24 protein-coding genes are annotated in these 26,306 nt (G+C 71.1%); 16 read left to right on the top strand and 8 right to left on the bottom strand.

Going from position 1 to position 26,306, the window contains the following annotated elements:
- Positions 1-64: 64 nt before the first annotated feature.
- The 6 genes from purS to B0B15_RS03435 all read left to right on the top strand — a co-directional run bounded on the left by purS (position 65) and on the right by B0B15_RS03435 (position 4,746).
- Positions 65-316: a phosphoribosylformylglycinamidine synthase subunit PurS gene (purS, locus tag B0B15_RS03460; RefSeq protein ID WP_076673305.1), complete on the top strand. Its 252-nt coding sequence runs from the start codon at positions 65-67 to the stop codon at positions 314-316.
- A complete protein-coding gene (purQ, locus tag B0B15_RS03455) occupies positions 313-1,020 on the top strand; it encodes a phosphoribosylformylglycinamidine synthase subunit PurQ (protein ID WP_076673303.1) in 708 nt (235 codons plus the stop codon). The genes purS and purQ overlap by 4 nt, the downstream gene beginning before the upstream one ends.
- A gap of 13 nt (positions 1,021-1,033) precedes the next feature.
- A complete protein-coding gene (locus B0B15_RS03450) occupies positions 1,034-1,747 on the top strand; it encodes a GntR family transcriptional regulator (RefSeq protein WP_076673301.1) in 714 nt (237 codons plus the stop codon).
- Between the two features lie 103 nt (positions 1,748-1,850).
- A complete protein-coding gene (locus tag B0B15_RS03445; RefSeq protein WP_076673300.1) occupies positions 1,851-2,345 on the top strand; it encodes an ureidoglycolate lyase in 495 nt (164 codons plus the stop codon).
- 2 nt (positions 2,346-2,347) lie between these two features.
- Positions 2,348-3,820 carry an FAD-dependent oxidoreductase gene (locus B0B15_RS03440; protein WP_143016326.1) on the top strand — a complete coding sequence of 491 codons (1,473 nt, stop codon included), beginning with the start codon at positions 2,348-2,350 and terminating at the stop codon, positions 3,818-3,820.
- Positions 3,817-4,746: an NAD(P)-dependent oxidoreductase gene (locus tag B0B15_RS03435; RefSeq protein ID WP_076675129.1), complete on the top strand. Its 930-nt coding sequence runs from the start codon at positions 3,817-3,819 to the stop codon at positions 4,744-4,746. Before B0B15_RS03440 ends, B0B15_RS03435 begins: the two co-directional genes overlap by 4 nt.
- A gap of 18 nt (positions 4,747-4,764) precedes the next feature.
- Here the strand turns inward: B0B15_RS03435 and B0B15_RS03430 are convergent, their stop codons facing one another.
- Complete coding sequence (locus B0B15_RS03430; RefSeq protein WP_076673297.1) at positions 4,765-6,225, bottom strand: lipopolysaccharide biosynthesis protein; 1,461 nt, start codon at positions 6,223-6,225, stop codon at positions 4,765-4,767.
- Positions 6,226-6,415: 190 nt separating this feature from the next.
- Between B0B15_RS03430 and B0B15_RS03425 the strand changes: the two genes are divergently transcribed.
- Positions 6,416-7,765 (top strand): hypothetical protein, encoded by a 1,350-nt coding sequence (locus B0B15_RS03425; protein ID WP_076673295.1) that lies wholly within the window; start codon positions 6,416-6,418, stop codon positions 7,763-7,765.
- Positions 7,766-7,780: 15 nt separating this feature from the next.
- Here B0B15_RS03425 and B0B15_RS03420 read toward each other — a convergent pair whose 3' ends face one another.
- Entirely contained in the window at positions 7,781-8,788 is a 1,008-nt protein-coding gene (locus tag B0B15_RS03420) for a glycosyltransferase family 2 protein (protein ID WP_076673294.1), read from the bottom strand.
- The gene (locus B0B15_RS03415) at positions 8,785-10,011 is read right to left on the bottom strand and encodes a glycosyltransferase (RefSeq protein WP_076673292.1); all 1,227 of its coding nucleotides are present in this window, start codon (positions 10,009-10,011) and stop codon (positions 8,785-8,787) included. The genes B0B15_RS03420 and B0B15_RS03415 overlap by 4 nt, the downstream gene beginning before the upstream one ends.
- A 288-nt stretch (positions 10,012-10,299) precedes the next feature.
- Between B0B15_RS03415 and B0B15_RS03410 the strand changes: the two genes are divergently transcribed.
- On the top strand, positions 10,300-11,406 hold the full coding sequence (locus B0B15_RS03410; RefSeq protein WP_176776554.1) for a glycosyltransferase family 4 protein: 1,107 nt from the start codon (positions 10,300-10,302) through the stop codon (positions 11,404-11,406).
- A 110-nt stretch (positions 11,407-11,516) separates the two neighbouring features.
- Here B0B15_RS03410 and B0B15_RS03405 read toward each other — a convergent pair whose 3' ends face one another.
- From B0B15_RS03405 to B0B15_RS03385, 5 genes are all read right to left on the bottom strand, one after another.
- Complete coding sequence (locus B0B15_RS03405; RefSeq protein ID WP_083708841.1) at positions 11,517-12,728, bottom strand: ROK family transcriptional regulator; 1,212 nt, start codon at positions 12,726-12,728, stop codon at positions 11,517-11,519.
- Positions 12,729-12,839: 111 nt separating this feature from the next.
- The gene (gene mmsB, locus B0B15_RS03400; RefSeq protein ID WP_091366298.1) at positions 12,840-14,060 is read right to left on the bottom strand and encodes a multiple monosaccharide ABC transporter permease; all 1,221 of its coding nucleotides are present in this window, start codon (positions 14,058-14,060) and stop codon (positions 12,840-12,842) included.
- Positions 14,061-14,065: 5 nt separating this feature from the next.
- On the bottom strand, positions 14,066-15,595 hold the full coding sequence (gene mmsA / locus B0B15_RS03395; RefSeq protein ID WP_076673288.1) for a multiple monosaccharide ABC transporter ATP-binding protein: 1,530 nt from the start codon (positions 15,593-15,595) through the stop codon (positions 14,066-14,068).
- 117 nt (positions 15,596-15,712) lie between these two features.
- Positions 15,713-16,831 carry a multiple monosaccharide ABC transporter substrate-binding protein gene (chvE, locus tag B0B15_RS03390; protein WP_076673287.1) on the bottom strand — a complete coding sequence of 373 codons (1,119 nt, stop codon included), beginning with the start codon at positions 16,829-16,831 and terminating at the stop codon, positions 15,713-15,715.
- A 236-nt stretch (positions 16,832-17,067) separates the two neighbouring features.
- Positions 17,068-17,637: a nucleotidyltransferase family protein gene (locus tag B0B15_RS03385; RefSeq protein WP_076675125.1), complete on the bottom strand. Its 570-nt coding sequence runs from the start codon at positions 17,635-17,637 to the stop codon at positions 17,068-17,070.
- Between the two features lie 51 nt (positions 17,638-17,688).
- Here B0B15_RS03385 and B0B15_RS03380 point away from each other — a divergent pair, with 51 nt between their 5' ends.
- From B0B15_RS03380 to B0B15_RS03345, 8 genes are all read left to right on the top strand, one after another.
- A complete protein-coding gene (locus B0B15_RS03380) occupies positions 17,689-18,666 on the top strand; it encodes an XdhC family protein (protein ID WP_076673285.1) in 978 nt (325 codons plus the stop codon).
- Positions 18,663-19,961: an amidohydrolase family protein gene (locus B0B15_RS03375; RefSeq protein WP_076673284.1), complete on the top strand. Its 1,299-nt coding sequence runs from the start codon at positions 18,663-18,665 to the stop codon at positions 19,959-19,961. The genes B0B15_RS03380 and B0B15_RS03375 overlap by 4 nt, the downstream gene beginning before the upstream one ends.
- Complete coding sequence (locus tag B0B15_RS03370; RefSeq protein WP_083708840.1) at positions 19,958-20,611, top strand: helix-turn-helix domain-containing protein; 654 nt, start codon at positions 19,958-19,960, stop codon at positions 20,609-20,611. The genes B0B15_RS03375 and B0B15_RS03370 overlap by 4 nt, the downstream gene beginning before the upstream one ends.
- A 16-nt stretch (positions 20,612-20,627) precedes the next feature.
- Positions 20,628-21,575 carry a PDR/VanB family oxidoreductase gene (locus B0B15_RS03365; RefSeq protein WP_076673282.1) on the top strand — a complete coding sequence of 316 codons (948 nt, stop codon included), beginning with the start codon at positions 20,628-20,630 and terminating at the stop codon, positions 21,573-21,575.
- 444 nt (positions 21,576-22,019) lie between these two features.
- Entirely contained in the window at positions 22,020-23,285 is a 1,266-nt protein-coding gene (locus B0B15_RS03360; protein ID WP_076673281.1) for an amidohydrolase family protein, read from the top strand.
- A 28-nt stretch (positions 23,286-23,313) separates the two neighbouring features.
- Positions 23,314-24,090 (top strand): ABC transporter ATP-binding protein, encoded by a 777-nt coding sequence (locus tag B0B15_RS03355; RefSeq protein WP_167494159.1) that lies wholly within the window; start codon positions 23,314-23,316, stop codon positions 24,088-24,090.
- A complete protein-coding gene (locus B0B15_RS03350) occupies positions 24,087-24,977 on the top strand; it encodes an ABC transporter permease (protein ID WP_076673279.1) in 891 nt (296 codons plus the stop codon). Before B0B15_RS03355 ends, B0B15_RS03350 begins: the two co-directional genes overlap by 4 nt.
- Positions 24,978-25,088: 111 nt before the next feature.
- Positions 25,089-26,270 (top strand): nitrate ABC transporter substrate-binding protein, encoded by a 1,182-nt coding sequence (locus B0B15_RS03345; RefSeq protein WP_076673278.1) that lies wholly within the window; start codon positions 25,089-25,091, stop codon positions 26,268-26,270.
- Positions 26,271-26,306: the final 36 nt, after the last annotated feature.

Here is a 26,306-nt window from a genome sequence, read left to right as displayed (position 1 = left end):
CCGCGTCGCATCGGGCACTCGCGTAAGATGACTCCCACAACGCCACCCGACTTCTGGAGCTGCAGTGCCCACCATCGTCGTCGACGTCATGCCCAAGGCCGAGCTGCTCGACCCGCAGGGGAAGGCCGTCGCCGGCGCCCTGTCGCGGCTCGGCGAGAACCGTTTCTCCGACGTCCGCATCGGCAAGCGCTTCGAGCTCACCGTCGAGGGCGAGGTCGACGAGGCCACGCTCGCCCGGGCCCGCGAGCTCGCCGACGAGATGCTCTCGAACGCCGTCATCGAAGACGTCGTCAACATCGAGGTCATCGAGCGGTGACCGCGCGCATCGGGGTCATCACCTTCCCCGGCTCCCTCGACGACCGCGACGCCCAGCGCGCGATCCGCCTCGCCGGCGGCGAGCCCGTCGCACTCTGGCACGGCGAGCACGACCTCAAGGGCGTCGACGCCCTCGTGCTGCCCGGCGGCTTCAGCTACGGCGACTACCTGCGCGCCGGCGCCATCGCCGCCTTCGCGCCGATCATGGCCGAGGTGAAGGACGCAGCCGCCAAGGGCATGCCCGTGCTCGGCATCTGCAACGGTTTCCAGATGCTCGTCGAAGCGCACCTGCTGCCCGGCGGCCTCATCCGCAACGCCCACCAGCAGTTCATCCGCCGCGATCAGCGTCTGCGGGTCGAGAACGCCTCCACCGCCTGGACCAACGACTTCACCGAGGGCGACGAGATCGTCATCCCTCTGAAGAACGCCGACGGCGGGTACATCGCGGATGCCGAGACCCTGGCCCGCGTGAACGGCGAGGGCCTCGTCGCCTTCCGTTACCTGGGCGTCAACCCGAACGGCTCGCTCGACGACATCGCCGGGCTCACCAACGAGCGCGGCAACGTCGTGGGCCTCATGCCCCACCCCGAGCACGCGGTCGAGCCGGGCTTCGGTCCGGGTACGGCTGCCGCCATGCGTTCCGGCGTCGACGGCCTCGGCTTCTTCACGTCGGCGATCGCCGCCGCGGTGAACGCCGCCGCCTGACCCGGCCCACCCCGTGACCGACAAGCGCGCCCCCGATCAGGACGCGCTGATCGATCGCATCCTGCACCTCTGGCGAGCGGATGCCGACACCCTGCCGTCCGAACCGCGCCTGGCCGAGCTGACCGGCGCCAGCCGCAACTCGGTGCGCGAGGCGCTCATCCGCCTCGAGGAGCGCGGATACGTGCACCGCACGCAGGGCGCGCGCACCTCGCCGAACCGCCGCCTCCCCGGCGTGGGGCGCCGCATCGACCAGCAGTTCGACCATCTCCTGTCGATCCGTTCCGCCGGCTACGACGCGACCCTCGACCTGGTGTCGTCGGAGCGCATCACCCTGGCTCCCGGCATCCATCGCTTCGATGACCTCCCCGACGGCACGAGCGTGCTGCGCACGGTGAAGATGTGGCGGGTCGACGGCGCGCCCTACGCCCTCGCCGAAGATCTGGTGCCCGTCACGCGGGAGTCCGAGGTCGACCCCCACCGCCCGGTCTTCGCGCTCGCGGAGGCCGTCAACGGCGTGCGCGTCGCGTGGGAGACCCTGTGGATCGAGGCGAGTGGTCTGGATGCCGAGCGCGCGGGCCTGCTGTCGGCGACGCCTTCGACGCCGGTCATCGAGATGACGTACTGCGGCTACGGCGCCGACGACGCGATCGGCTACTGGTCCCGCGAGGTGCAGCTTCCGGCGCCGCCGGGGCTGCGCAACGCGCTGATCCGGCGCGTGCGGGCGTGAGCGTTTCGGACGCGTAACGGCATCGTGAACTTGTCCGACAAGACCGATCCACCCTTGTTGGACAAGCGTAATCTCCGGGGACACCCGACGAAAGCGAGCCGTCATGTCCGACACCCTCACCGTCCACCCGCTGCGATCCGAGACCGTCTCGGCCGACGCCTTCAAGGCTTTCGGCGTCGTGCTGACGCCCATGGAGGACGGCACCCCGTTCACGGCCGAAGAGGCCGTTCTCGACGTGTCCGGCGGCATCCCGCGGTTCTACCTCATGCACCTCGACGACAAGCCCGCCGAGTTCGTGCGCGTCACCCGCCACCTCGAGACCACGCAGACGCTCATGGCCGTGGGCGATGTCGAGTGGACGATCGCCGTCGCCGCCCCCGGGATCGACGAGCCGGGCCTCGACGACCTGCGCGCCTTCCGCATCCCGCCGCGCACCGCGATTACGATGCGCAAGGGCACCTGGCACGCAGGTCCCTTCTTCGCCGCCCCGAGCATGGACTTCGTCAACCTCGAGCTCGACGACACCAACGTCTCGGACCACCACAACCACCGCCTCGACGACGCCTTCGGCGTGCGCGTCGTGATCGACGGGGAGTGACGATGCTCACCCCCCTTCCCGACGCCGCCGCGCGGCTGGCCGCCCTCGAGCGCGACGCCGCGCACCAGGCGGAGCTGAGCGCGGGCGACGGACGGTCGTGGGTCGGCGCCCGCGACGGCGTCCGACCGGTCGTCATCGTCGGCGCGGGGCAGGCCGGGCTCGTCCTCGCGCGCGGTCTGCGCCGCCGCGGGATCGACGACGTGGTCGTGGTGGACGCGGCCCCCGCCGACGCGGCCGGTCCCTGGACGACCTACGCGCGCATGCACACCCTGCGCACCCCGAAGGACATCGCATGGCCGACGTGGGGCACCCCCGCGGTGAGCCCGCGCGCGTGGTTCGAAGCCGTGTACGGCGACGCGGCCTGGGACGCCCTCGAGTTCTTCCCGACCTCGGCGTGGCAGGGCTTCCTGCGCTGGTATCGCGACGCCTCCGCCGTCACCACCGTCTCGTCGACCCACGTGAGCGCCCTGACGGTCGGCGGGGTCGACGACCCCCTCACCCTGCGTCTCGACGGACCCGACGGCGAGTGGATGCTGCCCGCCCGCCACGTCGTGCTCGCCACGGGCATCGAGGGTGCCGGCGGCCGCCACCTCCCCGCGCTGCTCGACGCCCTGCCCGCCGAGCGCGTGCATCACACGCACGACGACATCGACTTCGCCGCCCTCGCGGGCCTGCGCATCGGCATCCTGGGGGCCGGCACCGGCGCGTTCGACAACGCCGCCACGGCCCTCGAGCACGGCGCGGCGAGCGTCGACGTGCACATGCGGCGCCCGTCGATGCCGCAGGTGAGCCCCTACCGCTGGATGGAGTTCGCCGGGCTCATCGAGAACTACGGCTCGTTCACCGACGCGCAGAAGTGGGCGTTCAACGTGCACCTCTCGGCCGTCGACCAACCCGCGACGCAGAACGCCCTGTGGCGCGCGCACGCCTTCGACACCTTCCGCTTCCGCACCTCGTCGCCCTGGGAGAGCGTGTCGTGGACAGGCCGCGAAATCGCGGTCACCACGCCGCACGGCATCCATCACTACGACGTCGTGCTCGCGGCGACCGGAATCGTGGCGGACCTGGGCCGGCGCCCGGAACTCGCATCCGTGGCGGCCGACGCGACGCTCTGGAGCGACCGCCTCGCTCCCGCCGATGCCGCGCAGAACCCGGGCCTGGCCGCCTTCCCCTACCTCGACGACGACTTCGGCCTGGTCAGCCGCAGCGCCCCCGACGCCTCGCCGCTGTCGCGCATCCATCTGTTCAATCACGGCGCGCGCATCAGCCAGGGCATGCTCAGCCATCAGATCCCCGGCCTCGTCGGCGGGGCGACGAAGCTCGCCGCCGCCCTCTCGCGCCGGCTGTTCCAGCGCGACTCCGACGACCTCCTCGCCGAGTACCTCGCGTACGACGTCCCCGTCGGCGTGCACATCGGCCGACGTGCGCAAGACCCCGTCCCGGCGCCCACCCCGCCGGTAGCGTCGTGGGGGTGACGACCTCGACCCCGCTCTTCGTGTCCGTTCCCACCGCCCAGCTGCGCGACGACCTGGGCGAGCTGCCCGACGGCGTCGAGGTGGTGGTGTGGGACATGCAGGACGCCGCTCCCCGGGATCGCTTCGACATGGTCGTGCCGCCGTACATGTCGATGACCGGCGTGATCGAGCGCCTGCGGGAGGTCGAGGTCGGCCTCGTGCAGAGCCAGTCGATCGGCTATGACAACGTCGAGGGGCGACTGCCCGAGGGCCTCGTCTTCGCCAATGCGTCGAGCGTGCACGAGACCGCGACCGCCGAGCTCGCCCTGGCCCTCACCCTCGCCGCACAGCGTCGCCTGCCCAATTTCGTCCGCGCCCAGGACCGCGGCGAGTGGACCGGCGGCGGGGCTCCCGGGCTCGCCGACGCCCGCGTCACCCTGCTCGGCTTCGGCGGGGTGGGACGCGCGATCGCCGCACGGGTGAAGCCCTTCGAGGTGCGGCTGCGGGCCGTCGCCTCCCACGGCCGCCTGCAGGACGACGTCGAGGTGTTCCCCCTCGGCAAGCTCGCGGAGGTGCTCGCCGACACCGACATCGTCATCGCGTCGCTGCCCGGCGGCGACGCCACGCGTCACGTCCTCGACGACGCGGCGCTGTCGGCCCTCCCCGACGGCGCGCTCGTGGTGAACGTCGGACGCGGCCCCCTGATCGACACCGACGCCCTGGTCGACCACGTCCGCCGCGGACGCATCCGGGCAGCCCTCGACGTGACCGACCCCGAGCCGCTGCCCGCCGGTCACCCGCTCTGGAGCCTTCCGGGCGCGCTCATCGCCCCGCACGTGGGAGGGGCGACGGATGCCATGCGCCCCCGCATCGCACGTCTGGTGCGCCGCCAGATCGAGCGTCTCGTCGCGGGCGAGGAGCCGTTGAACGTGGTGCTGGGCGGCTGAGTCCCGCGCCGCGCACCCTCATGACGGCCGACGCCGACGCACCGATCGGGCCGTCTGCGCGATGAGCCGGGCATCGCTGCGACCGCAGACCGCCATCAGTGCCGACGCGGCCAGGAGCCACGTCACCGCGACGCACACCAACCGGGCGGATGCCGGCAGGTGCGCGAGCAGGGCACCGTCCACGCCCCACGCCGCCAGCGTCGCCCCGCCGCTGACGATCAGCGGCACCACGGCGGTGGCGGTGAGCCTCGCGGCGCGCAGCCCGGCCCGGGGGGCGAAGAAGAACGTGCCCGTCGCCCACAGGATCGTCTGCCCCGCCACGACGCCCCACGCCACTCCGGTCGGAGCGAGTGGCGCCCAGACGAGGATGAGCACGACGGTCGCCGCTCGGCCACCGATCTCGGAGAGGAACAGGGCACCCGAGCGTCCCTGGGCGGCGAACCCCCAGTAGTAGGCGTACGCCATCGTCTGGAACACCGTTCCGGCGGCCAGGATGGGCAGGTACTGCATGGCCGGAACCCACGGCGCGCCGAGGACGACCTCGATCAACGGCGTCCCGCACACGACGAGCAGACCCGTGACCGCCAGCAGCGCGTGGTTGACGAGTCGTTGCGCCCGCGCGAGCGCACTGTTCAGCGCATCCGCGTCGTCGGCGACCTGGGCCAGGCGCGGCAGCACCACACGCGTGAGGGGGGCGGCGATCTGCTGGAGCGGCAGCATGACGAGCTGGTACGCCCGCGTGTAGAACCCCACCGTCGCCGCGGAATACCAGGCCCCCATCGCGATCGTGTCCACGTTGGTCGTCACGTAGTGGGCGGCGTGCGTGCCCAGCGTCGAGACCCCGAACGTCAACAGGCGTCGCATCTCGGCCCGCCGCGGGAGGCCCGGACGCCACCCCGCCGCGACCCCCGCCCAGACGAGCGACACCGCGGCTGCGACCGTGCCCTGCAGGGCGAGGGCCGTGTACCCCGCACCCAGGAGTGCGAGGCAGATCGCCGTCGCCACCGCGAGGGCGTCGCCCCCCACCTCGGAAGCGGCGAGGCGGGAGAACCGCTCCTGCCGATTCAACTCGACCTGGAACTGCACGGCCGCGGCGCGGAACAGATACGCCGGAGCCGCGATCGACACCACCGCGATGAGCCGGTCGTCGCCGAAGGCGTTCGCGATCGGGACGGCGGCCAGCGCCACCCCCAGCGAAAGCACAGCGCCGACCGCGGAGTTGATCCACAGCAGGTTGCTCTTCTGCTGTGGGGTCAGGGTCTCCTCCCGCAGAGCCGCGAGGCTCAGACCGAAGTCGCCGAGCACGGAGGCGATGCCCACGACGGCGAGGCCCACGCTCACGACGCCGAAATCGGCGGGGCCGATGAGACGCGCGAGGACGACGATGTTCGCGATCTGCAGGAGGTAGCGGAGCCACTGCGTCGACAGCAGCACCGTCGCGCCGCGCACGCGCGAGCCGGTGGATCGTCCGATCTCCATACGAACCGTCCCTCACCGCCGGGCCGCACCCGCGGCACACCCTGGGAACCCTACGGTCGACTCACCCCCGCGCCCCGGCCCCCAGCCCTCCTCCCCGCCCGACGAGGCCCGATAATTCACCCGCGCCAGTGCGAGCGCGCCGCATCGGGAGCGCGGACGACGCGCCGCGAGGCGCGCATAGCCTGTGCGGATGACGACCCCCACCGCGGTGCCGCTTCGCGCCCGAGCGCTGGCGCCCGCCCTCCCGGACCCGGCGATCGCTGTCCGCTCCTCCGGTGCGCGAGCGATGACCTACGGCCTGTTGTCGGTCCTGTGGCTCGCCTGTCTCGCCGTGCCCATCGCACAGACGCTGACCATGAGCCGCCGCGTCGCGGTGGAAGGGGTGCAGACCGCCATCACGAGAGAGGTGAGCGATGCGTGGAGCGTCGCCTTCTACCTGCCCGCCGTGCTGGCCGTCCTCATCCTCGTCTTCGGCTTCGTCGGCACCCGCAACGACCTCGGCCCCCTCGTCGTGCTCGTCCTGCCCTGGATCTGGATCGTCGTCGACCAATACCTGCGCGGCGCCAAGGTCCCCGTCGAGATCCTGCTGCCCATCGGCATCGCCGTGGCGTTCTGGGTGGTGCAGGCCCGCGTCGCCGACCTGAAGATCTACGCGCTGCTGGGCGCGGCGCTCGCCGCGGTGACCATGGCTCTCACCTCGGTCGCGCCCACGCTCATGTACATGCCCCAGAGCTTCGACTCCGCCTCCGACAAAACGCTCACGGGACTGCCGCTGCTGGCGGGGGCGTTCAGCCACCCGAACCTCAACGGGCTCTTCCTCATCCTGGCCCTGCCGCTGACGCACCTCTTCGAACGGTGGTACCTGCGCTGGACGACTGCGGCCGTCCTCATCGCCGGGATCGTCTGGTCGTCTTCGCGCACGGCGTTCTTCGGTATCGCCGTCTGGCTCGTCGTGATCCTCCTCTCGCTCGTGCTGCGCGCCTCCCTGCGGCGGGTGCTCGGCATCCTTCTGCTCGTGCTCCTGGCCGCGGTGGTCATCGTCCCCCTCGTGACGAGGGATCCGTCGGCGTTCACCGAACGCGGCGCCATCTGGCTCTTCAACCTCGCGCAGCTCCACGGGTCGCAGTGGATCTGGGGCCTCGGTCACTCCTGGTACCTCGACAACTACCCGATGCTCAAGGACGCCCTGTCCTCGTCCGCCGGGCACGGCCACAACATCTTCGTGACGTACGTCGTGACGGGCGGTGTCGTGCTCTTCGCGCTGATCGCACTCGTCCTGCTCCGCGCCGGCCGGATCGCCGCGGACCTTCCCCGCCGGGAGCAGGTCGGCGCCTACTCGTTTTTGTGCGTCCTGGCGTTCGTCTCGATCAGTGAGACCGCGTGGCGCGTCGAAGCCCCCGATCCCCTGTTCGCCTCGATGGTCGTCCCACTTTTCGTGATCGCGACGCAGAGTCGCCGCGTGTCGGCCCCCACGCCACGCGCAGCGGGAGAGATGACCGGTGAACCGCTCACCCGGCGCGCCCGGCCCGGTCGGCGCTGAGCCGAAGGCCTCCCGTCAGGACGATCCGAGGAAGGCGCGCAGTCGTCGCAGGTTCGTCGACCCCGGCGGCAGATCCCACGTGAGAAGAGACCGCACGGCCGCATCGTCGATGCGCCGCGACCGCTGGATCGCACGCCGTTGCCGCAGCTTCTTGGGCGTCTTGGAAGCGGCGACCGCCGCCCCCTTCACCGCCACTCCCGCCTGACCACCCAGCACGGCGCGCCAGAACGTCAGCGCGTAGGCGAGCGCGAGCCGCGGGGCGACGGTGGGGAGCAGCCCACGGGGGACGTCCTTGATGAGGACCCACGGCAGGTTCTTCAGCGTCTGGTACGTGGTGAACCCCGGGATGCGCTCGCTCGTCGCCCCGATGCGGTGGTACGCGACGGCCCTCGGGGCGAGGCGCACTCGCCACCCCCGCAGCTGAGCACGCCAACTCAGGTCGACGTCTTCGAAGTAGGCGAAGAAGTCCTCGTCGAAGAGCCCGACCTCGCGCAGCATGCCGCTGCGGTACAGGGTCGACCCTCCGCTCGCCCCGAACACGTCGACGAGCTCGGCGTAGGCGTCCGAGCGGGCTTCGCCGCGGCCCCGCGGGAAAGGCAGACCCCAGCTCGAATAGCACTCGCCCGTGCTGTCGATGCGCTCCCCGTCCATCGTGACGAAGAAACTCGCGACCATCCCGACGCTGTCGTCGCGCTCCATCTCGGCGAGGAGCTCCTCCATCCACGTGGGGGCGGCGACCGCGTCGTTGTTCAGCAGAGCGACGAAGGGGTGACCGCGGTGCATCGCGTACCGCAGTCCCACGTTGACCCCGCCGGCGAATCCGAGGTTGATCGGCTGCACGAGCACGGTCACCTCGGGGTACGACGCGCGCAGCATCTCGAGGGACCCGTCCGTCGACCCGTTCTCGACGACCACGACATCGACCGGGACGCTCTGCCCTCGGAGCGAGTCGAGGCACCCGGGCAGGTCCTCCCGCCCGTTCCAGTTCGGGATGATGACCGCGGCGCGTGCGTTCTCGTTCACCGCTCGGCCGCTCTTCCGCGCAGAGCGTCCTGCAGACGCGCGGGGTAGGTCTGCATCGAGAACGCCGACTGCGCCCACTCGCGCGTGGAGCGCGCCGCGTCCCACGCCGCGACCGGATCGGCCAGCACACGCAGCAGCGCCGACGCGATGCCCTGCGCCTCGTCGACGACGACGAGGCCCGCCGTCTCACCCTCCCCCGTCAGCCCCTCCGCCCCGACCGCCGTCGAGACGACCGGGATCCCCCGCATCATCGCCTCGACCGTCTTGAATTTCAGGCCCGCGCCCATCCGTAGGGGAACGACGACCGCGGTGGCCGCGTCGTAGAAGGGCTCGAGGGAGGCCACTTCGCCCGTCACCTCGATCAGCGGGTCGGCAGCGGCCGCCGCCAGCATGCTCTCGGTGGGTCCGGCACCCGCGAGCACGAAACGGACGTCGCGACGCTCGGCGCGGACGAGCGGGACGATCTCCTCGATCAGCCACTCCGCCGCCTGCTGATTGACGTCGCGGAAGAACGCGCCGACGAACAGCACGGTCGCCGAGCCACCGTGACCGACGGGCATACGGCTCTCGACCCCGCCGGGGAACGGAGGCCGCAGCACCACGACGTCTTCCGCACCGACGCCCAGGCGGCGCACGTAACGGGCGTCCTTCTCACTGAACACGACGACGGTGTCCATCGACCGGTACAGGCGTCCCTCGTCTCGCCGCACGCTGAGGTTGCGCCACAGTCCGAGCAGCCAGGAGAACGAGCCCCTGCGCGTTCCGGCGAAGATGCGCTCGTAGGTCTGGACGATCATGTCCTGGGCGATGACCACTCGACGCACGCGGGGACTCGAGCGTCGCAGCGCCCGGGTGATCCACCCCATCTCGGTCCAGTGCGCCTCGATGAGGTCGGCACGAGCGACGGCCGCGCGAACCTCCGGAGACGTGAGGATCGCACGACGGTGGCGCAGCGGGGGGCGCACGGGGAACACGCGGATCTGCTGCGTGTCGACCCACCGAGACCATCGCCCCGCCGTCGTCGGCCCGCACACGAGCACCTCGACGTCGAGTTCGCTCCTCAGCAGACGCGCCCCGTCCGCGTTCCCCCGCCAGCCGGGGGCGATCACGGTGACCTCGTGCCCGAGCGCCCGCAGCGCGCGCAGGTGGGCCAGGACGTACTGGCCGCCCGCATGGGGGATGCCTGCGTACGGGACGTGCGCCATGACGCTGACGATCCGCATGTGTGTCTCCTCGCGCGACAGTCGATCGACGCACGCGGTCCGCGGGCGCCCCGGGGACGCTACCAACGCCCCGCGGAGGCCCGGCACGATCGGCCCGCTCCCGTCGGCCGTTCTCGGCCTCGCGCGAACGCCCGCGGCATCCTAGAGACGTCCCGCGAGACGGCTCGGATCCGAACTTCATCTGCAGCATCACCCGATATGCGCGCGGCGGCCGCTCATGGACTCCCCGCTCTCGACGGGCGACCGGCGACCATAATCTGCGGAGTCCCGGTTCGAGATGAGGCCCCTGTGGATGACCCGCGCCCGCACATCGTGATCGATGCCCGTTCGATGTTCACCTCCACCGGTCGCTACACGCGCACCCTCATCGAGCACCTCGCGCTGCTCGACACCGACCACCGGTACACGATCGTCCTGCCGCACGATCGCTTCGACGAGTGGGAGCCCGCGAACCCGCGCTTCGAGAAGGTCGCGACCGACACTCCGTACTTCTCCTGGCGCGAGCAGACGGTGTTCGCACGCGAGCTGCGCGCGTTGCGCCCCGACCTCGTGCACTTCGCGATGCCCCAGCAACCGCTGATCCTCGGGGTCCGCCGCGTGACCACCTTCCTCGACATGACTCTCCTCAAGGTGCGCAACCGCAAGAAGCACTGGGCGGTGTCGGCCGTGAAACGCCTGATCGGGGCGGCGGCGTTCGTGATCACCGCCCACCGCTCGCGCGTGAACGTCGTCATCAGCGCGCACGGCGGCCGCGACCTCGTCGCCTTCACCCGGACGCGCCCCGACAGCCTGTACGTCACCTACCCCGCGGCCGACCCGATCCCGGATGCCGCCACGGCGATCGACACACCCTTCTCGCGGTTCGTGCTCTACGTCGGACGGCAGGAGCCGTACAAGAACCTCGCGCGACTGGTCGACGCCGTGGCCGACCTGCGGGAGACCACCGGCCGCGACCTGGGCCTGGTCGTCGCCGGGAAGATCGACGACGACGGAGCGCGACTCATCGACGGCCTCGGCGACCGCGAGCGCGCCGCCGTGTATTTCGCCGGGTTCGTCAGCGACGGGCAGCTGCGGTGGCTGTACGAGGAGGCTGCGGTCTACGCCTTCCCGTCGTTCTTCGAGGGATTCGGATTACCGGGACTGGAAGCCATGCGACACGGCTGTCCCGTGGTCAGCAGCGATGCGACCTGCCTCCCCGAGGTCTACGGCGACGCGGCGCTCTACTTCGATCCCTCCGAGGTCTCGTCCCTCACCAGCGCCCTGGCGCGCGTGGTCACCGACGCCGCGTTGGCCGATGAGATGCGGGAACGCGGCCGTCGTCGCGCCGAGATGTACTCCTGGCGGTTCATGGCGCTGCGCACCCTCGATGCGTATCGGGACGCCCTCACCCGCTGAACCCGCCCGTGTCGCGCCGCGGTGGAGCACGCCCCCGCCGCAGAGCGGGTGAAGGCATGGGCGAAAACGATCGCCCGCCCCGTGCGTCGCGGGGTGGCCGGGAGCGGCGGTCAGCCCCGGAAGCCCGCCGGGTTCGACAGCAGATCGGCGAATGCGAGCTCGGCGGGCCCCACGAGCATGAGACGCGAGCGCAGGTGCGCCCGTTCGAGGCGGATCGTGCGTCCCTCGGCGCCGAGGGGGTGCACGCGGACGGCGTCGGCGAGGCGCTCACGGCTCACCGATAGCAGCGCCCCGAGGTACCCGGAGAGCACCACCGTCTCAGGGGCGAAGGCGTTGACGAAGTTCGTCAGTGCGAGCGACAGCATCTCGACCTGACGGGTGACCTCGGTCATCACGCGCGGGTTGCGTGCGACGCCGAGCTCGACGTCGAGCTCGTCCTCGTCGAGCTTGCGACGGCCCAGGAGCGGCTCGAGGATGTCGAGGCTGACCTCGGCCTCCAGGCATCCGCGACGTCCGCACACGCACGCCCGACCGCGCGGGTCGACGACCGTGTGTCCGAGCTCCCCGGCGTAACCGGACGTGCCGCGCAGCAGGGTGCCGTCGATGATGAGGCCGCCGCCGATGCTGTGCATCGCGCCACCGAGGTAGAGCAGGTTGCCGACGCCCACCCCGACACCGAAGCGCGATTCGGCGAGCGCCCCGATGCTCGCGTCGTTGCCCGCGGTCACCGGCATCCCGAGCTCGTCGCTGAGGCGGGCCGAGACCGGGTCGCGCTTCCACCCGAGGGTGGGCGAGACCAGCACCGAGCCGTTGGCGTTGACCAGGCCCGGCACGGCCAGGCCCGCGCCCACCACGCGGTAGTGCCGATCGATGTCGGCGCGCATGGCCTCCACCGACGACGCCACGATCTGCACGAAGCGCCGGGGCGAGGGCGCGCCGGCGGTGTCGTGCCGCAGTCGTGCGTGGACGACGCCCCCGAGGCCGACGAGGGCGACGGTCACCGCGTGGGGTTCGGCGCGCACGCTGAGGGCGGCGACGTGGTCCTCCGGCTCGAGGTCGAGGGTCGGACGCCCGACCTTGCCGGTGCGCTCCCCGCTCGGCGCTTCGCGCACGAGACCGAGCTCGGTGAGCTCCATGATGAGCCCCGTCACGGTGGACCGGTTGAGACCCGTCGTGGCGCCGAGCTGGGCGCGTGAGAGCGCTCCCCGCGAATGGAGCAACGACAGCACCGACGCGAGGTTCTGCTGCCGGATCAGGTCGTTCGTCGTACGACCGGCCGGGGGCGCGAGCGGGGTCGCGGGCTCGAACACGGCAGGGGTCATGAGGGGAGCACCTCCCCCATCATCCCATCGGAGTCACCTGGACGAGAAACGCAGCGGATGCCGCGGCGAGGTGGATGGGGAGCGGGGCCGGGGGCCGCGCTCCCCATCCGGTCAGACACCGCCGTTGCGGCGCTTGTTGAAGATGTCGAACGCAACGGCCAGCAGCAGCACGATGCCCTTGATGGCCATCTGCCACGCGGCGTCGACGCTGAGGATCGACAGTCCCATGTTCAGCACGCCCATGACCAGACCGCCGACGACCGCGCCCACGACCGTGCCGATACCGCCCTGCACGGCAGCCCCGCCGATGAACACCGCCGCGATGGCATCCAGTTCGTAGTTCTGACCGGCGGATGCCACGGCGCCGCCGGCGCGAGCAGTGCTGACCACCGCGGCGAGGCCCGCGAGCACGCCCATGTTCACGAAGATGAAGAAGTTGACCCACTTCGTCTTCACGCCGCTCATGACGGCGGCGAACAGGTTGCCGCCCATGGCGTAGATGTGGCGACCGAACGTCGTGCGGTTGAGCACGAAGGTGTACGCCAGCACCAGCACGGCGAGGATGATCAGCACGATCGGCGTGCCGTTGTAGGCGGCGATGGTGAAAGCGACCGCCATGATCGCGACGACCGCGATGGCGTTCTTCAGCCAGAACGACCACGCGAGCTCACGGGGCAGCTCGAGGCGGCGCAGCGTCGCCCGGGTGCGCAGCTGCTGGACGATCAGCAGCACGCACGCGATCGCACCGAGCAGGAGGGTGAGCGAGTCCCAGTTTCCGAGGTATCCGAGGAACGGCGGCAGCCAGCCGGCACCGATCGCGGTGAAGCCGTCGGGCAGGCCGCTGATCGTGCCACCGGTGAGCAGCACGAGCGTGAGACCGCGGAACAGGAGCATGCCGGCCAGGGTGACGATGAACGCCGGGATGCCGACGAAGGCGACCCAGAAACCCTGCCAGGCGCCGACCACGGCACCGACGACGAGCGAGAGCAGCACGGCGACGAACCAGGGCAGGCCCCACTGGTTCATCGCGATCGCGGCGATCGCGCCGACCATCGCGACGACCGAACCGACCGAGAGGTCGATGTGGCCGGCGATGATCACCATGACCATGCCGATCGCGAGGATCAGCACGTAGGCGTTCTGCTGGATCAGGTTGTTGACGTTGCCCGGCATGAGCAGGCGCCCGCCCGTGAGCACCTGGAACAGCACGATGATGATGACGAGTGCGGCGAGGATGCCGAACTGACGGAAGTTGATGCGCGAGAGGAGGCCGCGACGGCGCGGGCCCGGTTGCGTCGGCGCGTCGACCGTCTGGGTGGATGCGGTGGCCATTGCTGTCAGTTCCTTCCGGCGGTCATGTGCCGCATGAGGGTCTCCTGCGTCGCGTCGTCACGGCTGACCTCGGCCGTGATGCGTCCCTCGGAGATGGTGTAGATGCGGTCGGAGAGGCCGATGACCTCGGGCAGCTCCGACGAGATGACGATGACGGCCTTGCCCTGGGCCGCGAGTTCGTTGATGATCCCGTAGATCTCGTACTTGGCCCCGACGTCGATGCCGCGGGTGGGCTCGTCGAGGATGAGCACGTCGGGTCCGGTGAACATCCACTTCGACAGGACGACCTTCTGCTGGTTCCCGCCGGAGAGGCGTCCCGTGATCGCGGCGACGCTGGGCGCCTTGATGTTCATCTTGTAGCGGTACGAGTCGGCGACCTTGTACTCGCGGTAGCGGTCGACGACGCCGAGGCGGGCCAGGCGGGCCAGGGCGGATGCCGAGACGTTGACCTGGATGTCACCGATGAGGTTGAGGCCGTACTTCTTGCGGTCCTCCGTGGCATAGGCGATGCCGTGCTTGATCGCGGCGTCAACGGTCCGCACGTCGATCTGCCGACCGTTCTTGTAGACCTCGCCCGAGATGCCCGTGCCGTACATGCGGCCGAAGATACTCATCGCGAGCTCGGTGCGGCCGGCGCCCATGAGACCGGCGAAGCCGACGATCTCGCCCGCGCGGACCATGAACGACGCGTCCTGGATGACGACGCGCTCGGTGTCGACGGGGTGGTGCACGGTCCAGTTCTCGACGCGGAACAGTTCGTCGCCGATGTCGGGCTCGCGCGGCGGGAAGAGGCTGTTCAGGTCGCGGCCGACCATGGCCCGGATGATGCGCCCCTCGTCGGTCTCGGGGTCGGAGCGGAGCATCGTCTCGATCGTGCGCCCGTCGCGGATGATGGTGATGCGGTCCGCGATGCGCAGCACCTCTTTGAGCTTGTGGCTGATGATGATGCAGGTGATGCCCTGCGTGCGCAGCTGGTCGATCAGGTCGAGCAGGTGCGCCGAGTCGTCGTCGTTGAGGGCGGCGGTGGGCTCGTCGAGGATGAGGAGCTTGACCTCCTTGGCCAGCGCCTTCGCGATCTCGACCAGCTGCTGCTTGCCGACGCCGAGCTCGTAGATCTTGGTCGCCGGGTTCTCGCGCAGGCCGACGCGTTTGAGCAGGTCGGCGGCGGCGGTGTTCGTGGCGTTCCAGTCGATGACGCCGCGCTTGGATTTCTCGTTGCCCAGGAAGATGTTCTCGGCGATCGAGAGGTAGGGGCTGAGCGCCAGCTCCTGGTGGATGATGACGATGCCGGCGGCCTCGCTGTCGTTGATCGAGCGGAAGTCCATCTGCTCGCCCTCGAGGGTGATCGAGCCGTCGAACGTCCCTGCCGGGTAGACGCCGCTGAGCACCTTCATCAGGGTCGACTTGCCGGCGCCGTTCTCGCCGCAGATCGCGTGGACCTCGCCGCGGTACACGTCGACAGACACGTCGGCCAGGGCCGGAACGCCGTTGAACGACTTCGAGATCCCCGCCATGCGCAGGATCGGTTCGGTCATGGTGTGTTTCCTCCGTCAGCTCCCTCGCCGCGACGGCGAGGATCGAGCGGCGGGGCGGGCGAACCCGCCCCGCCGCGAGAGGGCCGGGGCGGGCACGCCCGCCCCGGCCGATGGGGATCAGAGCCCGACGTCGGAGGCCTTCAGGAAGCCCGAGTCGATGAGCTTGGACTGCACGTCGTCCTTGACGACGACCTCGGGGGTCAGCAGGTACGAGGGGACGACCTTCTTGCCGTTGTCGTAGGTCTCGGTGTCGTTGACCTCGACTTCCTTGCCGTCCTTGATCTCCTGGATCATCGTGAAGACGCGGTCGCCGAGGGCACGGGTGTCCTTCCAGACCGTCATGGACTGCAGCCCGTCGAGGATCGCCTTGACGTTGGCCTTGTCGGCATCCTGACCCGTGATGATCGGGTAGTCCGCTCCGGCGGTGTAGCCGGCCGACTTCAGCGACGCCTCGATACCGATGGCGAGGCTGTCGTTGGGCGAGAGCACGACGTTGACCTTCTTGCCGTCGCCGTAGAACGACGAGAGGCGGTTGTCCATCTCGGCCTGGGCCTTGTCGGAGGCCCAGCCCTGGATGCCGATCGACGCCCACGCGTCGTCGTTGGCGGGCGACTTGCCGCTGGGCACGACCAGCTGGCCCTTCTCGACGTAGGGCTGGAGGACGTCCCAGGCGCCGGCGAAGAAGAACTTGGCGTTGTTGTCATCGGGGCTGCCGGCGAAGGGCTCGAGGTTGAAGGGACCCTTGCCGTCCTTCAGACCCAGCTGCTCCTCGATGTACTGGCCCTGCAGGGTGCCGACCTTGTAGTTGTCGAAGGTGGCGTAGTAGTCCACGTTCTCGCTGCCGTTGATGAGACGGTCGTAGGCGATGACGGTGGCGTTCTGCGACTTCGCCTCCTCGAGGACGGGACCGAGCGTCGAGCCGTCGATCGCGGCGATGACGAGGATCTTCGCCCCACCCGAGATCTGGTTCTGGATCTGGCTGATCTGCTGGTCGGTCTTGTTGTCGGCGTACTGCAGGTCGACCGTGCAGCCGGCGTCCTGCAGCTTCTTCTGCAGCTGCTCACCGTCGTTGATCCAGCGCTCGAGGCTGCGGGTCGGCATCGCGATGCCGACGTTGCAGTCGCCGCTCGCGCCGGCGGCGTCTCCGCCGCCGTCCGCGGGGCGCGTCGAGCTGCAGGCTCCGAGGCCCACCGCGAGTGCGGCGATGGCCGCACCGGTCAGGATTTTCTTCAGCATGTGATCTGCGTTCCTCTCTGAACAGCAGGGACCCTCTGGTCCGTACCCGCGCCCTCCCCGGCGTCGGATCGGGTACGTCGTCGTCCCGGCACTCTGGTCCGTCGAATTATGACGGCTCCGAAAAAATATCCACCCGAGGGGGTTTTGTCTATAGCCACGTCAAAATACCTCCACGGCCGTGACCGGACCGTGACCGATCGGTCGGGAACCGCAGGACGCGCGGCGGACGGCCCGCGTCAGCGCACGTCGTGGTCGGCGCCCGACCACAGGTCCGCGCACTCCACGAAGGTCGCACCCTGAGCGATCAGGTACGGCCGCGCCCCCATGTCGCCGCGTACCGCGGCCGACACCGCGGTCCAGTGGGACCGCCCGAGCAGGACCGGGTGACCCGGTTCGTCGGCATAGGTGGCCTGCGCGAGCACGTCCCGGTCGGCGTGGCGGAGCAGGCGCGCCACGGCCGCCGGCGGCAGCTCGGGGGTGTCGACGGGGATGACCGCTGCCGCGACGGCCGGGCCGTCTGCGAGCGCCCCGAGGCCCGCGCGCAAGGACGCCGCCATCCCCGACGCCCAGTCGGCGACGTGCACGATCGCGACGCCGTCGGGCACGAGAACCGCCGCCTCGTCGGCCGCGGCTCCCAGCGCGACGGTGACGTCGTGGCATCCGCCCACTCTCAGCGCACGGACCGCGAGCGCCAACCAGGGCGTTCCACCGGGGGTGCGGGCGAGGGCCTTGGGACCGCCGAAACGGCGGCCCGCTCCCGCTGCCAGGACGAGCCCGGAGACGGCGGCGGAGGGCGCGGCGGGCATGGTCACGACAGCGTAGCGTGCGCGAAACACGCCCCGACTACCGTCGCCCCCATGCTCGATCTGGCCGCCGACCTGGTGCCCCTGATGGATGCCGGGGTGCCCCTCGCGGCCGTCACGGTCACCGCCGTCGTGCGCAGCGCACCGCGCGGCGTGGGCGCGACCCTCGTCGTCACCCGCGATGCGCGCGTGATCGGCTCGATCTCCGGGGGCTGCGTCGAGAACGACGCCGTGATGCTCGGACTCGACGCCCTGCGCACCGGATCGGTGCGCCGCGCCCGCTTCGGCTTCACCGCGGACGGGACCGTGACCCCCATCGCCGCGGGCCTCGCGTGCGGCGGCGCGGTCGACGTGGTCGCCTATCCCCTCGACGACTCGGTCCGCCCCGCGCTCGAGGCGGCCCGCGCGGGGCGCAGCGCGAGCGTGCGGCTCGAGCTCGACGGAGACCCGCTCGTGCTCGAGCGGCCCGCGGCCCCGCGCCTGATCGTCCTCGGCGCCGGCGAACACGCGGCGGCCCTGTGCCGCCTGGGCGCGGCCGCGGGATTCGCGGTGACGGTGTGCGACGACTGGGCGCTGCTCGCCACGCGCGAACGCTTCCCCGACGCCGTCGAGGTCGTCGTCGCCGCCCCGCACGACTACCTCGCGGGCCTCGACGACGCCGACGAACGCACCGCGGTGTGCGTGCTCACGCACGACGAACGCCTCGACGTCCCCGCACTCCGAACGGCATTGCGGATGCCGGTGGGGTTCGTGGGCGCGATGGGCGCGCGGGCGACGGTCGCTCGCCGCGCACAGCTGCTGCGCGCCGCCGGGGTGACGGATCCCGAGCTCGCACGCCTGCATTCCCCGCTCGGCCTGGATCTGGGCGGCGCCTCGCCGGAGGAGACCGCACTGTCGGTGATCGCCGAGATCGTGGCATCCCGCAACGCGGCGAGCGCACGGCCCCTGCGAGACGGCTCGGGTGCGCGTCTGCACGGCGCTCTTTCGTTCGCGGACACCGCCGCCGCAGCGTGCGCCGTGAGGAGCGCATGAGCGTCGTCGTCGTGCGCGGCGCGGTCGCCGTCGTCGAGGGCTCCGCGCGCGTGCGCACGGGCGACGTCGTGATCGCCGACGGGCGCGTCGTCGACACGGCCGACCTCGCCGGGGCGCGGGTCGTCGACGCGTCGGGCTGCGTCGTCACCCCGGGTCTGGTGAACGCGCACCACCACCTGCTGCAGACCGCGTTCCGGACGCTCCCTGGAACCCGCGGCATCCCGATGCGCGAGTGGCTGCCGGCGATGGCCGCCGCCTACTCCGAGGCCGGCGTCGACCCTGAGCTGACGTCCCTCGCCGCGCGCGCCGGCCTCGCCGAAGCGCTGCTGAACGGGGTGACGACGGTCGCCGACCACCACCTGACCTGGCCGAGCGGCGCCGACACGGTCGGGATGGCGCGCGCCGCCGCAACGGCGGCATCCGACCTCGGTGCACGCCTGGCGTTCGTGCGCGGCGCCGCGCGCGACGACCCGCAGGAGGCCGCCGTCTCGGCCGAAGCGATCGTCTCGGCGCTCGTGCCCGACGGCGTCGGTGGCCTGTCGCCCGACGGAATGCTGCAGGTCGCCGTCGGACCCGCGGGCGTGCACAGCGACCCACGCGAGACGTTCGAGCTGCTGGGCGAGGTGGCCCGACGCCACGGGCTGCGACGCCGCACGCAGGCCAACGAAGTGGTCGACGTCGAGATCGCGCTCGAACGGTACGGGCGGCGACCGCTCGACCTGCTCGAGGAGTGGGGCTGGCTCGGTCCCGACGTGACGCTCGCGCACCTGTGCGACGTGACCCCCGACGAGATCGCCCGCCTCGCGGCATCCGGGGTCACCGCCACGCACGCTCCCGGCTGCGACGTACCGATGGGCTGGGGCATCGCGCCCGTGCGACGACTCCGGGATGCCGGCATCCCGGTGGGTCTCGGCACCAGCGGCGGCGGAAGCAACGATGCGGGTCATCTGCTCGCGGACGCGCGCCTGGCGATGCAGGTGTCGGCGCTCGTGGGGCCGCAACTGCCGGCATCCGAGGTGCTGTCGATGGCCACGGAGGGGTCGGCCGACGGTCTCGGACGCCCCGACCTCGGGCGCCTGACGCCGGGATCGGCGGGCGACCTGTGCCTCTGGGACGTGTCCGGCGTGGCCGACGCCGGCGTCGCGGATGCCGTCGCCGGGCTGCTGTGGGCCGCCCCCGGCCGGCGCCCGCGCACGGTCGTCGTGGGCGGGCGGATCGTGGTCGACCGGGGCCGCCTCGTGAGCGCCGACGAGGGCGAGATCGTCGCCCGCCTCTTCGAGAGGGTGGCACGATGACGTCCATGGCTCCACCGGCGGTTCCCCTCTCGTTCGCGCATTCGACCCCGAAGACGCACGCCCCCACCAGCGACGAGCGCCTCGGGGCGCACCTGCGCGGCCTGCGCAAGGCACGGGGCCTCACGCTCACCCAGCTCGCCGAGGCGGCCGAGTTGTCGCATCCGTTCCTCAGCCAGCTCGAGCGGGGCCTCGCCCGACCGAGCATGGCGAGCCTCGAGCGACTGGCGCGGGCCCTGGGCACGAGCCGGGTCGAGCTGATCGCGGGCTCCGAGCCCCCGCGCGCCGACGCCGATGCGCAGCCGTCGTTCGTGGCGGCCGGCGCGGGCGTGACCGGTCCGTACGCCGAGGGCACCGCCCGCCTGCTCGCGGAGGGCCCCCGGCGCTTCGAGCCGCTCGAGTTCACCGGATCGAACCCGCAGCCGGGCGATCACTACGCGCACGACGAGGACGAGTTCCTCACGGTGCTCGAGGGCTCCATCGTGATCTCGTTCGGCGCCTTCGGCGAGCGCACGATGCACGTCGGCGACTCGGTGTACTGCCGCTCGGGCACGCCGCACCGCTGGCACTCGCCCGACGGCTCGCCCTACCGCCTGCTGATCGTCAAGGAGGTCGTCCACGGCGACGGCGCCGACGACCCGACCGACGTCTGACCGAGGAGAGCGAAACGTGAGTGCAGGGGTGAGCTTCGAGGCCGTCGTCCGGGAGCGACGGGATGCCGCCGACGGGGTCGTCGTGCTGGATCTCGAGCGGGCGGCGGGCACGCTGCCGCACTGGTCGCCCGGGGCGCACATCGACGTCGTGCTGCCGGACGGACTCGAGCGGCAGTATTCGCTGTGCGGTTCGCCCAGCGCGCGCGGCACGTGGCGCATCGGGGTGCTGCGCGAGCGCGAGGGCTCGGTCTGGCTGCACGAGAACGCGCACGTGGGTGCCACGCTGCGGGTACGGGGCCCCGCCAACCACTTCCTGTTCGCGCCCACCGCGGGTCGCTCGTACGTGTTCGTGGCCGGCGGTATCGGGATCACCCCGATCGTGCCGATGATCGAGGCCGCCGAGGCGGCGGGCGCCGCTTGGACCCTGCTGTACGTCGGGCGGTCGCGGAGGACGATGGCCTTCGTCGACGAACTCGAGGAGCGGTACGGGGACCGCGTCGAGGTGTTCGCGGGCGACGAGGGAGGTCGTCTCGACATCGCCGAACGCCTCGGGACGCCCGTCGCGCGCACCGTCGTGTACGCCTGCGGACCCGCGCGCCTGCTCGAGGCGCTCGACGACACGATGGCGGTCTGGCCGCGCGGAAGTCTGCACGTCGAGCGGTTCGAGGCGAAGGTGCTCGGCCCGCCCGTGTGGACCGAGCCCTTCGAGGTCGACCTCATGATGTCGGGGCTGACCGTGACCGTTCCCCCCGAGCGGTCGATCCTCGACGTGGTCGAGGAGAACGGCGTCGTGGTGCCCTCGAGCTGCCGCGTGGGCACGTGCGGCACGTGCGAGGTGGCCGTGGTGGACGGCGAGATCGAGCACCGCGACTCGGTGCTCTCGCCCGAGGAGCAGGATGCCAACCGCACGATGATGCCGTGCGTCTCCCGGGCCGCGTGCGAGCGGATCACGCTCGAGCTGTAGGGCCGGCTCCCCCGGTCGCGCGACGGCTCTCTCGCGCCGTCCGGCGCGGGCGCTGTCCCTGTGGAAGGCCCCCGAGCGCCGGTCCGGCCGGAGGTCTCGGGCGTGGGCGCTGCCCGGGAGGACTCCCGGGACAGGAGATCGGCTCAGAACAGGACGAACCGGCGTCATCGCGTTCTGTTCCCGCACGATCCCCGGTGCTCGTGCGCGAGCGAGGCCGGCACGCCCCGCGGGACGCGGGCGCGGCGGCGACCCTCGTCACAGCCTGTCGGACATGTTTGTCGAGAGGGTCACGCGGGAGAAATACGGCGGAAACGCACGCTTCCTAGCATCGGATCATCGCCGGATGTTGGTCACACCAACACTGACGTCGCCGCCTCGCGCGGCTCGCCCCATCGCCGTGGCGTTCGTCTCGACTCCTGTCTTCCCGACTCTCCGGAGGTCTCCGTGTCCGCCGTCCCACCCGTCTCGATCGCCGCTCTGCGGGGTGTGCGACTCGCCTCCGGCGACGTCGTCGACATCGCGCTCGACGGCGACACGGTGCTCGCGGTGGTGCCGGCCGGCAGCCCGCTGCCCGAGACCGACGGCGTCGTCCTCGACCTCCCGGGACACCTCGTCACCGCCGCCGGCGCGGAACCGCACGCGCACCTCGACAAGTCGCAGTCGTGGGATGCCATCCAGCCCCCGTTCGGCGACCTCGAGCGCGCCATCGAGAGCTGGCACGCCTTCGCCCTGACCCTCGATGAGGACGACACGCTGCGCCGGGCCCGCTCGACGGCGCTGCGGATGCTGGCATCCGGGATCACCTCGATCCGCACGCACGTCGACCTGCTGCGCGGAGAGGACGCGCTCACGGGCGTCCGCGCCCTGGTCCGACTGAAGGCCGAGCTCGAGGGGATCATGGACCTCGAGCTCGTGGCCCTGGGCGGCCCGACCGTCGCCGATGACGTCTTCGAGGCCGCGCTCGACGCGGGCGTCGACCTGGTGGGCGGGGCGCCGCACCTCGCCGACGACCCGATCGCCGACCTCGAGCGTCTCGTCGCCCTCGCCCGACGCCGCGACGTGGGTCTCGACCTGCACACGGACGAAAGCCTCGCGGGCGCCGACACCCTCGCCGCCTACGCCCGGGCCGTGACCGGCTGGCACCGGCCGCGCACCGCCGGCCACTGCGTGCGGCTGAGCATGATGCCCGCCGCCGACCTCTCCGCCCTCGCCGACGAGGTGCGCCGCGCCGATATCGGCGTCATCGCCCTCCCGATCACCAACCTGTACCTGCAGGGGTGGGATGCCGCGCACGCGGTGCCGCGCGGGATCGCGCCGATCGGGCGCCTCAAGGCCGCCGGCGTGCGCGTCGCGGCCGGGGCCGACAACGTGCGCGACCCCTTCAACCCCGTGGGCCGCTGCGACCACCTCGAGACGGCGTCCCTCCTGGTGACCGCGGGGCACCTCGCCCCCGCGGACGCCGTCGAGGCCGTCACCGTCGGCGCGCGCGACGTCATGGGCCTGCCGTTCGCGGGGCCCGTCGCCGGAGCGCGCGCCGATCTCGTCGCCGTCCTGGCCGACTCGCTCGGCGAGGCCGTCGCCTTCGCCTGCGCCGAGCGCGTCGTCATCCATCGGGGCCGACTCGTCAGCCGCACCCGCGTCTCGACCGAGACGGCCGCGATCTCCCCGTCCGAACCCACCCGCACCGCCGCACCCGCGACGGCGTCCTGACCCCGCCCCAACGGAAAGCGAGCGTCCCGTGACCCTGGCCTCCCCCGCCCCGGCATCCGTCGCGGATCCCACCGCGCCGATCCTGGACTTCCGCAACGTCGCCATGACGTTCCCCAACGGCACCACCGCCCTCTCGGGCGTCGACCTCACCGTCGAACGCGGCGAGTTCGTCAGCGTCGTCGGCCCCTCGGGCTGCGGCAAGTCGACGCTCCTGCGCATCGCATCCGGTCTCGAGTCCGCGAGCGAGGGCACCGCGACCGTCAACACCGACCGCATCGGCTACGTCTTCCAGGACGCGACCCTGCTGCCCTGGCGCGACGTGCAGGCCAACGTCGAGCTGCTCGCCGAGCTGAACTGGCAGCCCAAGCGCGTGCGCACCCCGAAGGCCCAGTGGGCGATCGACCTCGTCGGCCTCAAGGGCTTCGAGAAGCACCTGCCCAAGCAGATGTCGGGCGGCATGAAGATGCGCGCCTCCCTCGCCCGCTCCCTGACGCTCGACCCCGAGCTGTTCCTCTTCGACGAGCCCTTCGGTGCGCTCGACGAGATCACCCGCGAACGCCTGAACGACGAACTCATCAAGATCTTCGTCGAGCAGAAGTTCGGCGGGCTCTTCATCACCCACTCGGTCTCGGAGGCCATCTACCTCTCCACGAAGGTCGTGGTGATGTCGGGACGCCCCGGCCACCTCGTCGACACCTTCGAGGTCCCCTTCGACATGCCGCGCGACCCCGAGATCCGCTACACCGCCGAGTTCGCGAAGCTCGTCGGCGAGGTCTCCCACGCCCTCCGGGAAGGACACTCATGAGCACCACCTCCGCTGAGCCGGTCGTCGACCAGGCGACCGTACCCCCGGCATCCACTCCCCCGATCGAGCCGCCCCGCACCCGCACGGTCCCGCGCCGTCGGGGCTTCGGGTCGCGCGCCGCCGTCATCGGACCCCCGCTCGCCGTGCTCGTCGTGCTGCTCGGCGGCTGGTACGCCGTGTCGATCGCGCTGGCCGCGTCGGGCAAGGGCTTCCTCATGCCGATGCCGCACGAGATGTTCACGCTCGGGTTCTTCGACCCGCAGGTCGGCGCCGATATCTGGATCGCCCTGTTCCGCACGACCGGCGTCGCCCTCACCGGCCTCGCGGTGGCGATGATCCTCGGCATCGGCTGGGCCATCGCGATGTCGCTCGCGCGATGGGTCGAGCGGTCGACGTACGCCTACGCCGTGATGCTGCAGTGCATCCCGATCCTCGCGCTCGTGCCGCTGGTCGGCTTCTGGTTCGGCTACGAGTTCACCGCCCGCGTGATCGTGTGCGTGCTCATCGCCCTGTTCCCGATGGTGTCGAACACGCTGTTCGGCCTGCAGTCGGTCGACAAGTCGCAGCGCGAGCTGTTCCGCCTGCAGAAGGCGAACAAGTGGACGGTGCTCACCAAGCTCACCCTCCCCGCCGCCCTCCCCTCGATCTTCGTGGGCATGCGCACCTCGGCGGGACTGTCGGTGATCGGCGCGATCGTCGGCGACTACTTCTTCCGCCGCGGCGAGCCGGGCATCGGCTCGCTCATCGCCAACTACCAGTCGCGCCTGCAGAGCGCCGAGCTGTTCGCCGCCATCCTCGCGGCCTGCCTGCTCGGTGTCGCGATCTTCGCGTTCTTCGGCTGGCTGTCGAAGGTGGCCGTCGGCCGCTGGTACGAAAGCGCCCTCTAGACCCCGGATGCCACAGCACCGCCCCTCCCGCACGCACGTGCGGGAGGCGGCATCCGGCGTACCCGAAAACCCGCACCCGAGCTCCACCGACGTCACAGAAAGCGAACCAGCATGCAGCGCTCCACCCTTCTCCGCGGCACCGCCGTCACCGGCGCCGTCGCGATCGCCCTGACCCTCACCTCCTGCGCCGGCAGCGCGGCGGAGAGCGCCCCGGCCGCCTCCTCCGACATGGAGATCGGCTCGGTCGACCTCTCGGCCGACTGCCCCTCGACGATCGTCGTCCAGACCGACTGGAACCCCGAGGCCGAGCACGGTCACCTCTACGAGATGATCAAGGACGACTACGAGATCGACGCCAACACCAAGGCGGTCACCGGTCCCCTCATGTCGGACGGCGAGTACACCGGCGTCAACCTCGAGATCCGCGCCGGCGGCCCCGCCATCGGCTTCCAGACCGTGTCGGCGCAGATGTACCAGGACGACGCGATCACCCTCGGCTACATCAGCACCGACGAGGCGATCCAGCTCTCCTCGACCACCCCCACCAAGGCCGTCTTCGCGCCGCTGGACATCAGCCCGACCATGGTCATGTGGGACCCGGAGACCTACCCCGACGTCAAGACGATCGACGACGTCAAGGGCGCCCTGTCCGCGAACGGCGGCGTGTGGCGGTACTTCGACGGGTCGGCCTACATCGAGTACCTGAAGAGCGCGGGTCTCGCCGACGCCTCGATCCTCGACGGCTCGTACGACGGCACGCCCTCGAACTTCGTCGCCGCCGGCGGCAAGGACATGCAGCAGGGCTTCGCCTCGGCCGAGCCGTACGTCTACCAGAACGAGGTCTCGGCGTGGGGCAAGCCCGTCGACTTCGCCCTGATCCACGACGCCGGATGGCAGACCTACCAGTCGTCGGTGTCGGTGAAGGCCGATAAGTTCGACGAGCTCTCGCCCTGCCTCTCCAAGCTCGTGCCCGTGCTGCAGAAGGCCGGTGTCGCGTACTACGAGGACCCGTCCGCGGCCAACGACCTCATCCTGAAGCTCGTCGACGAGTACGCCACCGGCTGGACGTACACGCAGGGCGTGGCGGACTACTCGGTCAAGACGCAGGTCGACCTCGGCCTCGTCGGCGACGGCCCCGACTCCACCTACGGCAACTTCGACGACGACCGCTTCGCGGACTTCTTCGACAAGGCCGGCAAGGTCTACACCGACCTCGGCACCCCGCCGGCGTCGGGCTACACCCCGGCCGACCTCTACACGAACGAGTTCATCGACACCTCGATCTCGTTCTGACCGCCGCGACCCGGTCCGCCTCGCGCGGGCCGGGTC

The sequence above is a fragment of the Microbacterium sp. RU1D genome (assembly GCF_900156435.1).
GTDB lineage: Bacteria > Actinomycetota > Actinomycetes > Actinomycetales > Microbacteriaceae > Microbacterium.
The sequence above is the reverse complement of the archived record's forward strand: the minus strand, read 5'-3'. Positions and strand labels throughout refer to the sequence as shown.

Coding starts and splice junctions, on each gene's coding strand:
- chvE (WP_076673287.1), bottom strand. CDS start 16,831: ATGCTGAAGAAAATCCTGACCGGTGCGGCCATCGCCGCACTCGCGGTG.
- B0B15_RS03425 (WP_076673295.1), top strand. CDS start 6,416: ATGACGACCCCCACCGCGGTGCCGCTTCGCGCCCGAGCGCTGGCGCCC.
- mmsB (WP_091366298.1), bottom strand. CDS start 14,060: ATGGCCACCGCATCCACCCAGACGGTCGACGCGCCGACGCAACCGGGC.
- B0B15_RS03385 (WP_076675125.1), bottom strand. CDS start 17,637: ATGCCCGCCGCGCCCTCCGCCGCCGTCTCCGGGCTCGTCCTGGCAGCG.
- B0B15_RS03350 (WP_076673279.1), top strand. CDS start 24,087: ATGAGCACCACCTCCGCTGAGCCGGTCGTCGACCAGGCGACCGTACCC.
- B0B15_RS03405 (WP_083708841.1), bottom strand. CDS start 12,728: ATGACCCCTGCCGTGTTCGAGCCCGCGACCCCGCTCGCGCCCCCGGCC.
- B0B15_RS03440 (WP_143016326.1), top strand. CDS start 2,348: ATGCTCACCCCCCTTCCCGACGCCGCCGCGCGGCTGGCCGCCCTCGAG.
- mmsA (WP_076673288.1), bottom strand. CDS start 15,595: ATGACCGAACCGATCCTGCGCATGGCGGGGATCTCGAAGTCGTTCAAC.
- B0B15_RS03345 (WP_076673278.1), top strand. CDS start 25,089: ATGCAGCGCTCCACCCTTCTCCGCGGCACCGCCGTCACCGGCGCCGTC.
- B0B15_RS03445 (WP_076673300.1), top strand. CDS start 1,851: ATGTCCGACACCCTCACCGTCCACCCGCTGCGATCCGAGACCGTCTCG.
- B0B15_RS03375 (WP_076673284.1), top strand. CDS start 18,663: ATGAGCGTCGTCGTCGTGCGCGGCGCGGTCGCCGTCGTCGAGGGCTCC.
- B0B15_RS03380 (WP_076673285.1), top strand. CDS start 17,689: ATGCTCGATCTGGCCGCCGACCTGGTGCCCCTGATGGATGCCGGGGTG.
- B0B15_RS03415 (WP_076673292.1), bottom strand. CDS start 10,011: ATGCGGATCGTCAGCGTCATGGCGCACGTCCCGTACGCAGGCATCCCC.
- B0B15_RS03370 (WP_083708840.1), top strand. CDS start 19,958: ATGACGTCCATGGCTCCACCGGCGGTTCCCCTCTCGTTCGCGCATTCG.
- B0B15_RS03430 (WP_076673297.1), bottom strand. CDS start 6,225: ATGGAGATCGGACGATCCACCGGCTCGCGCGTGCGCGGCGCGACGGTG.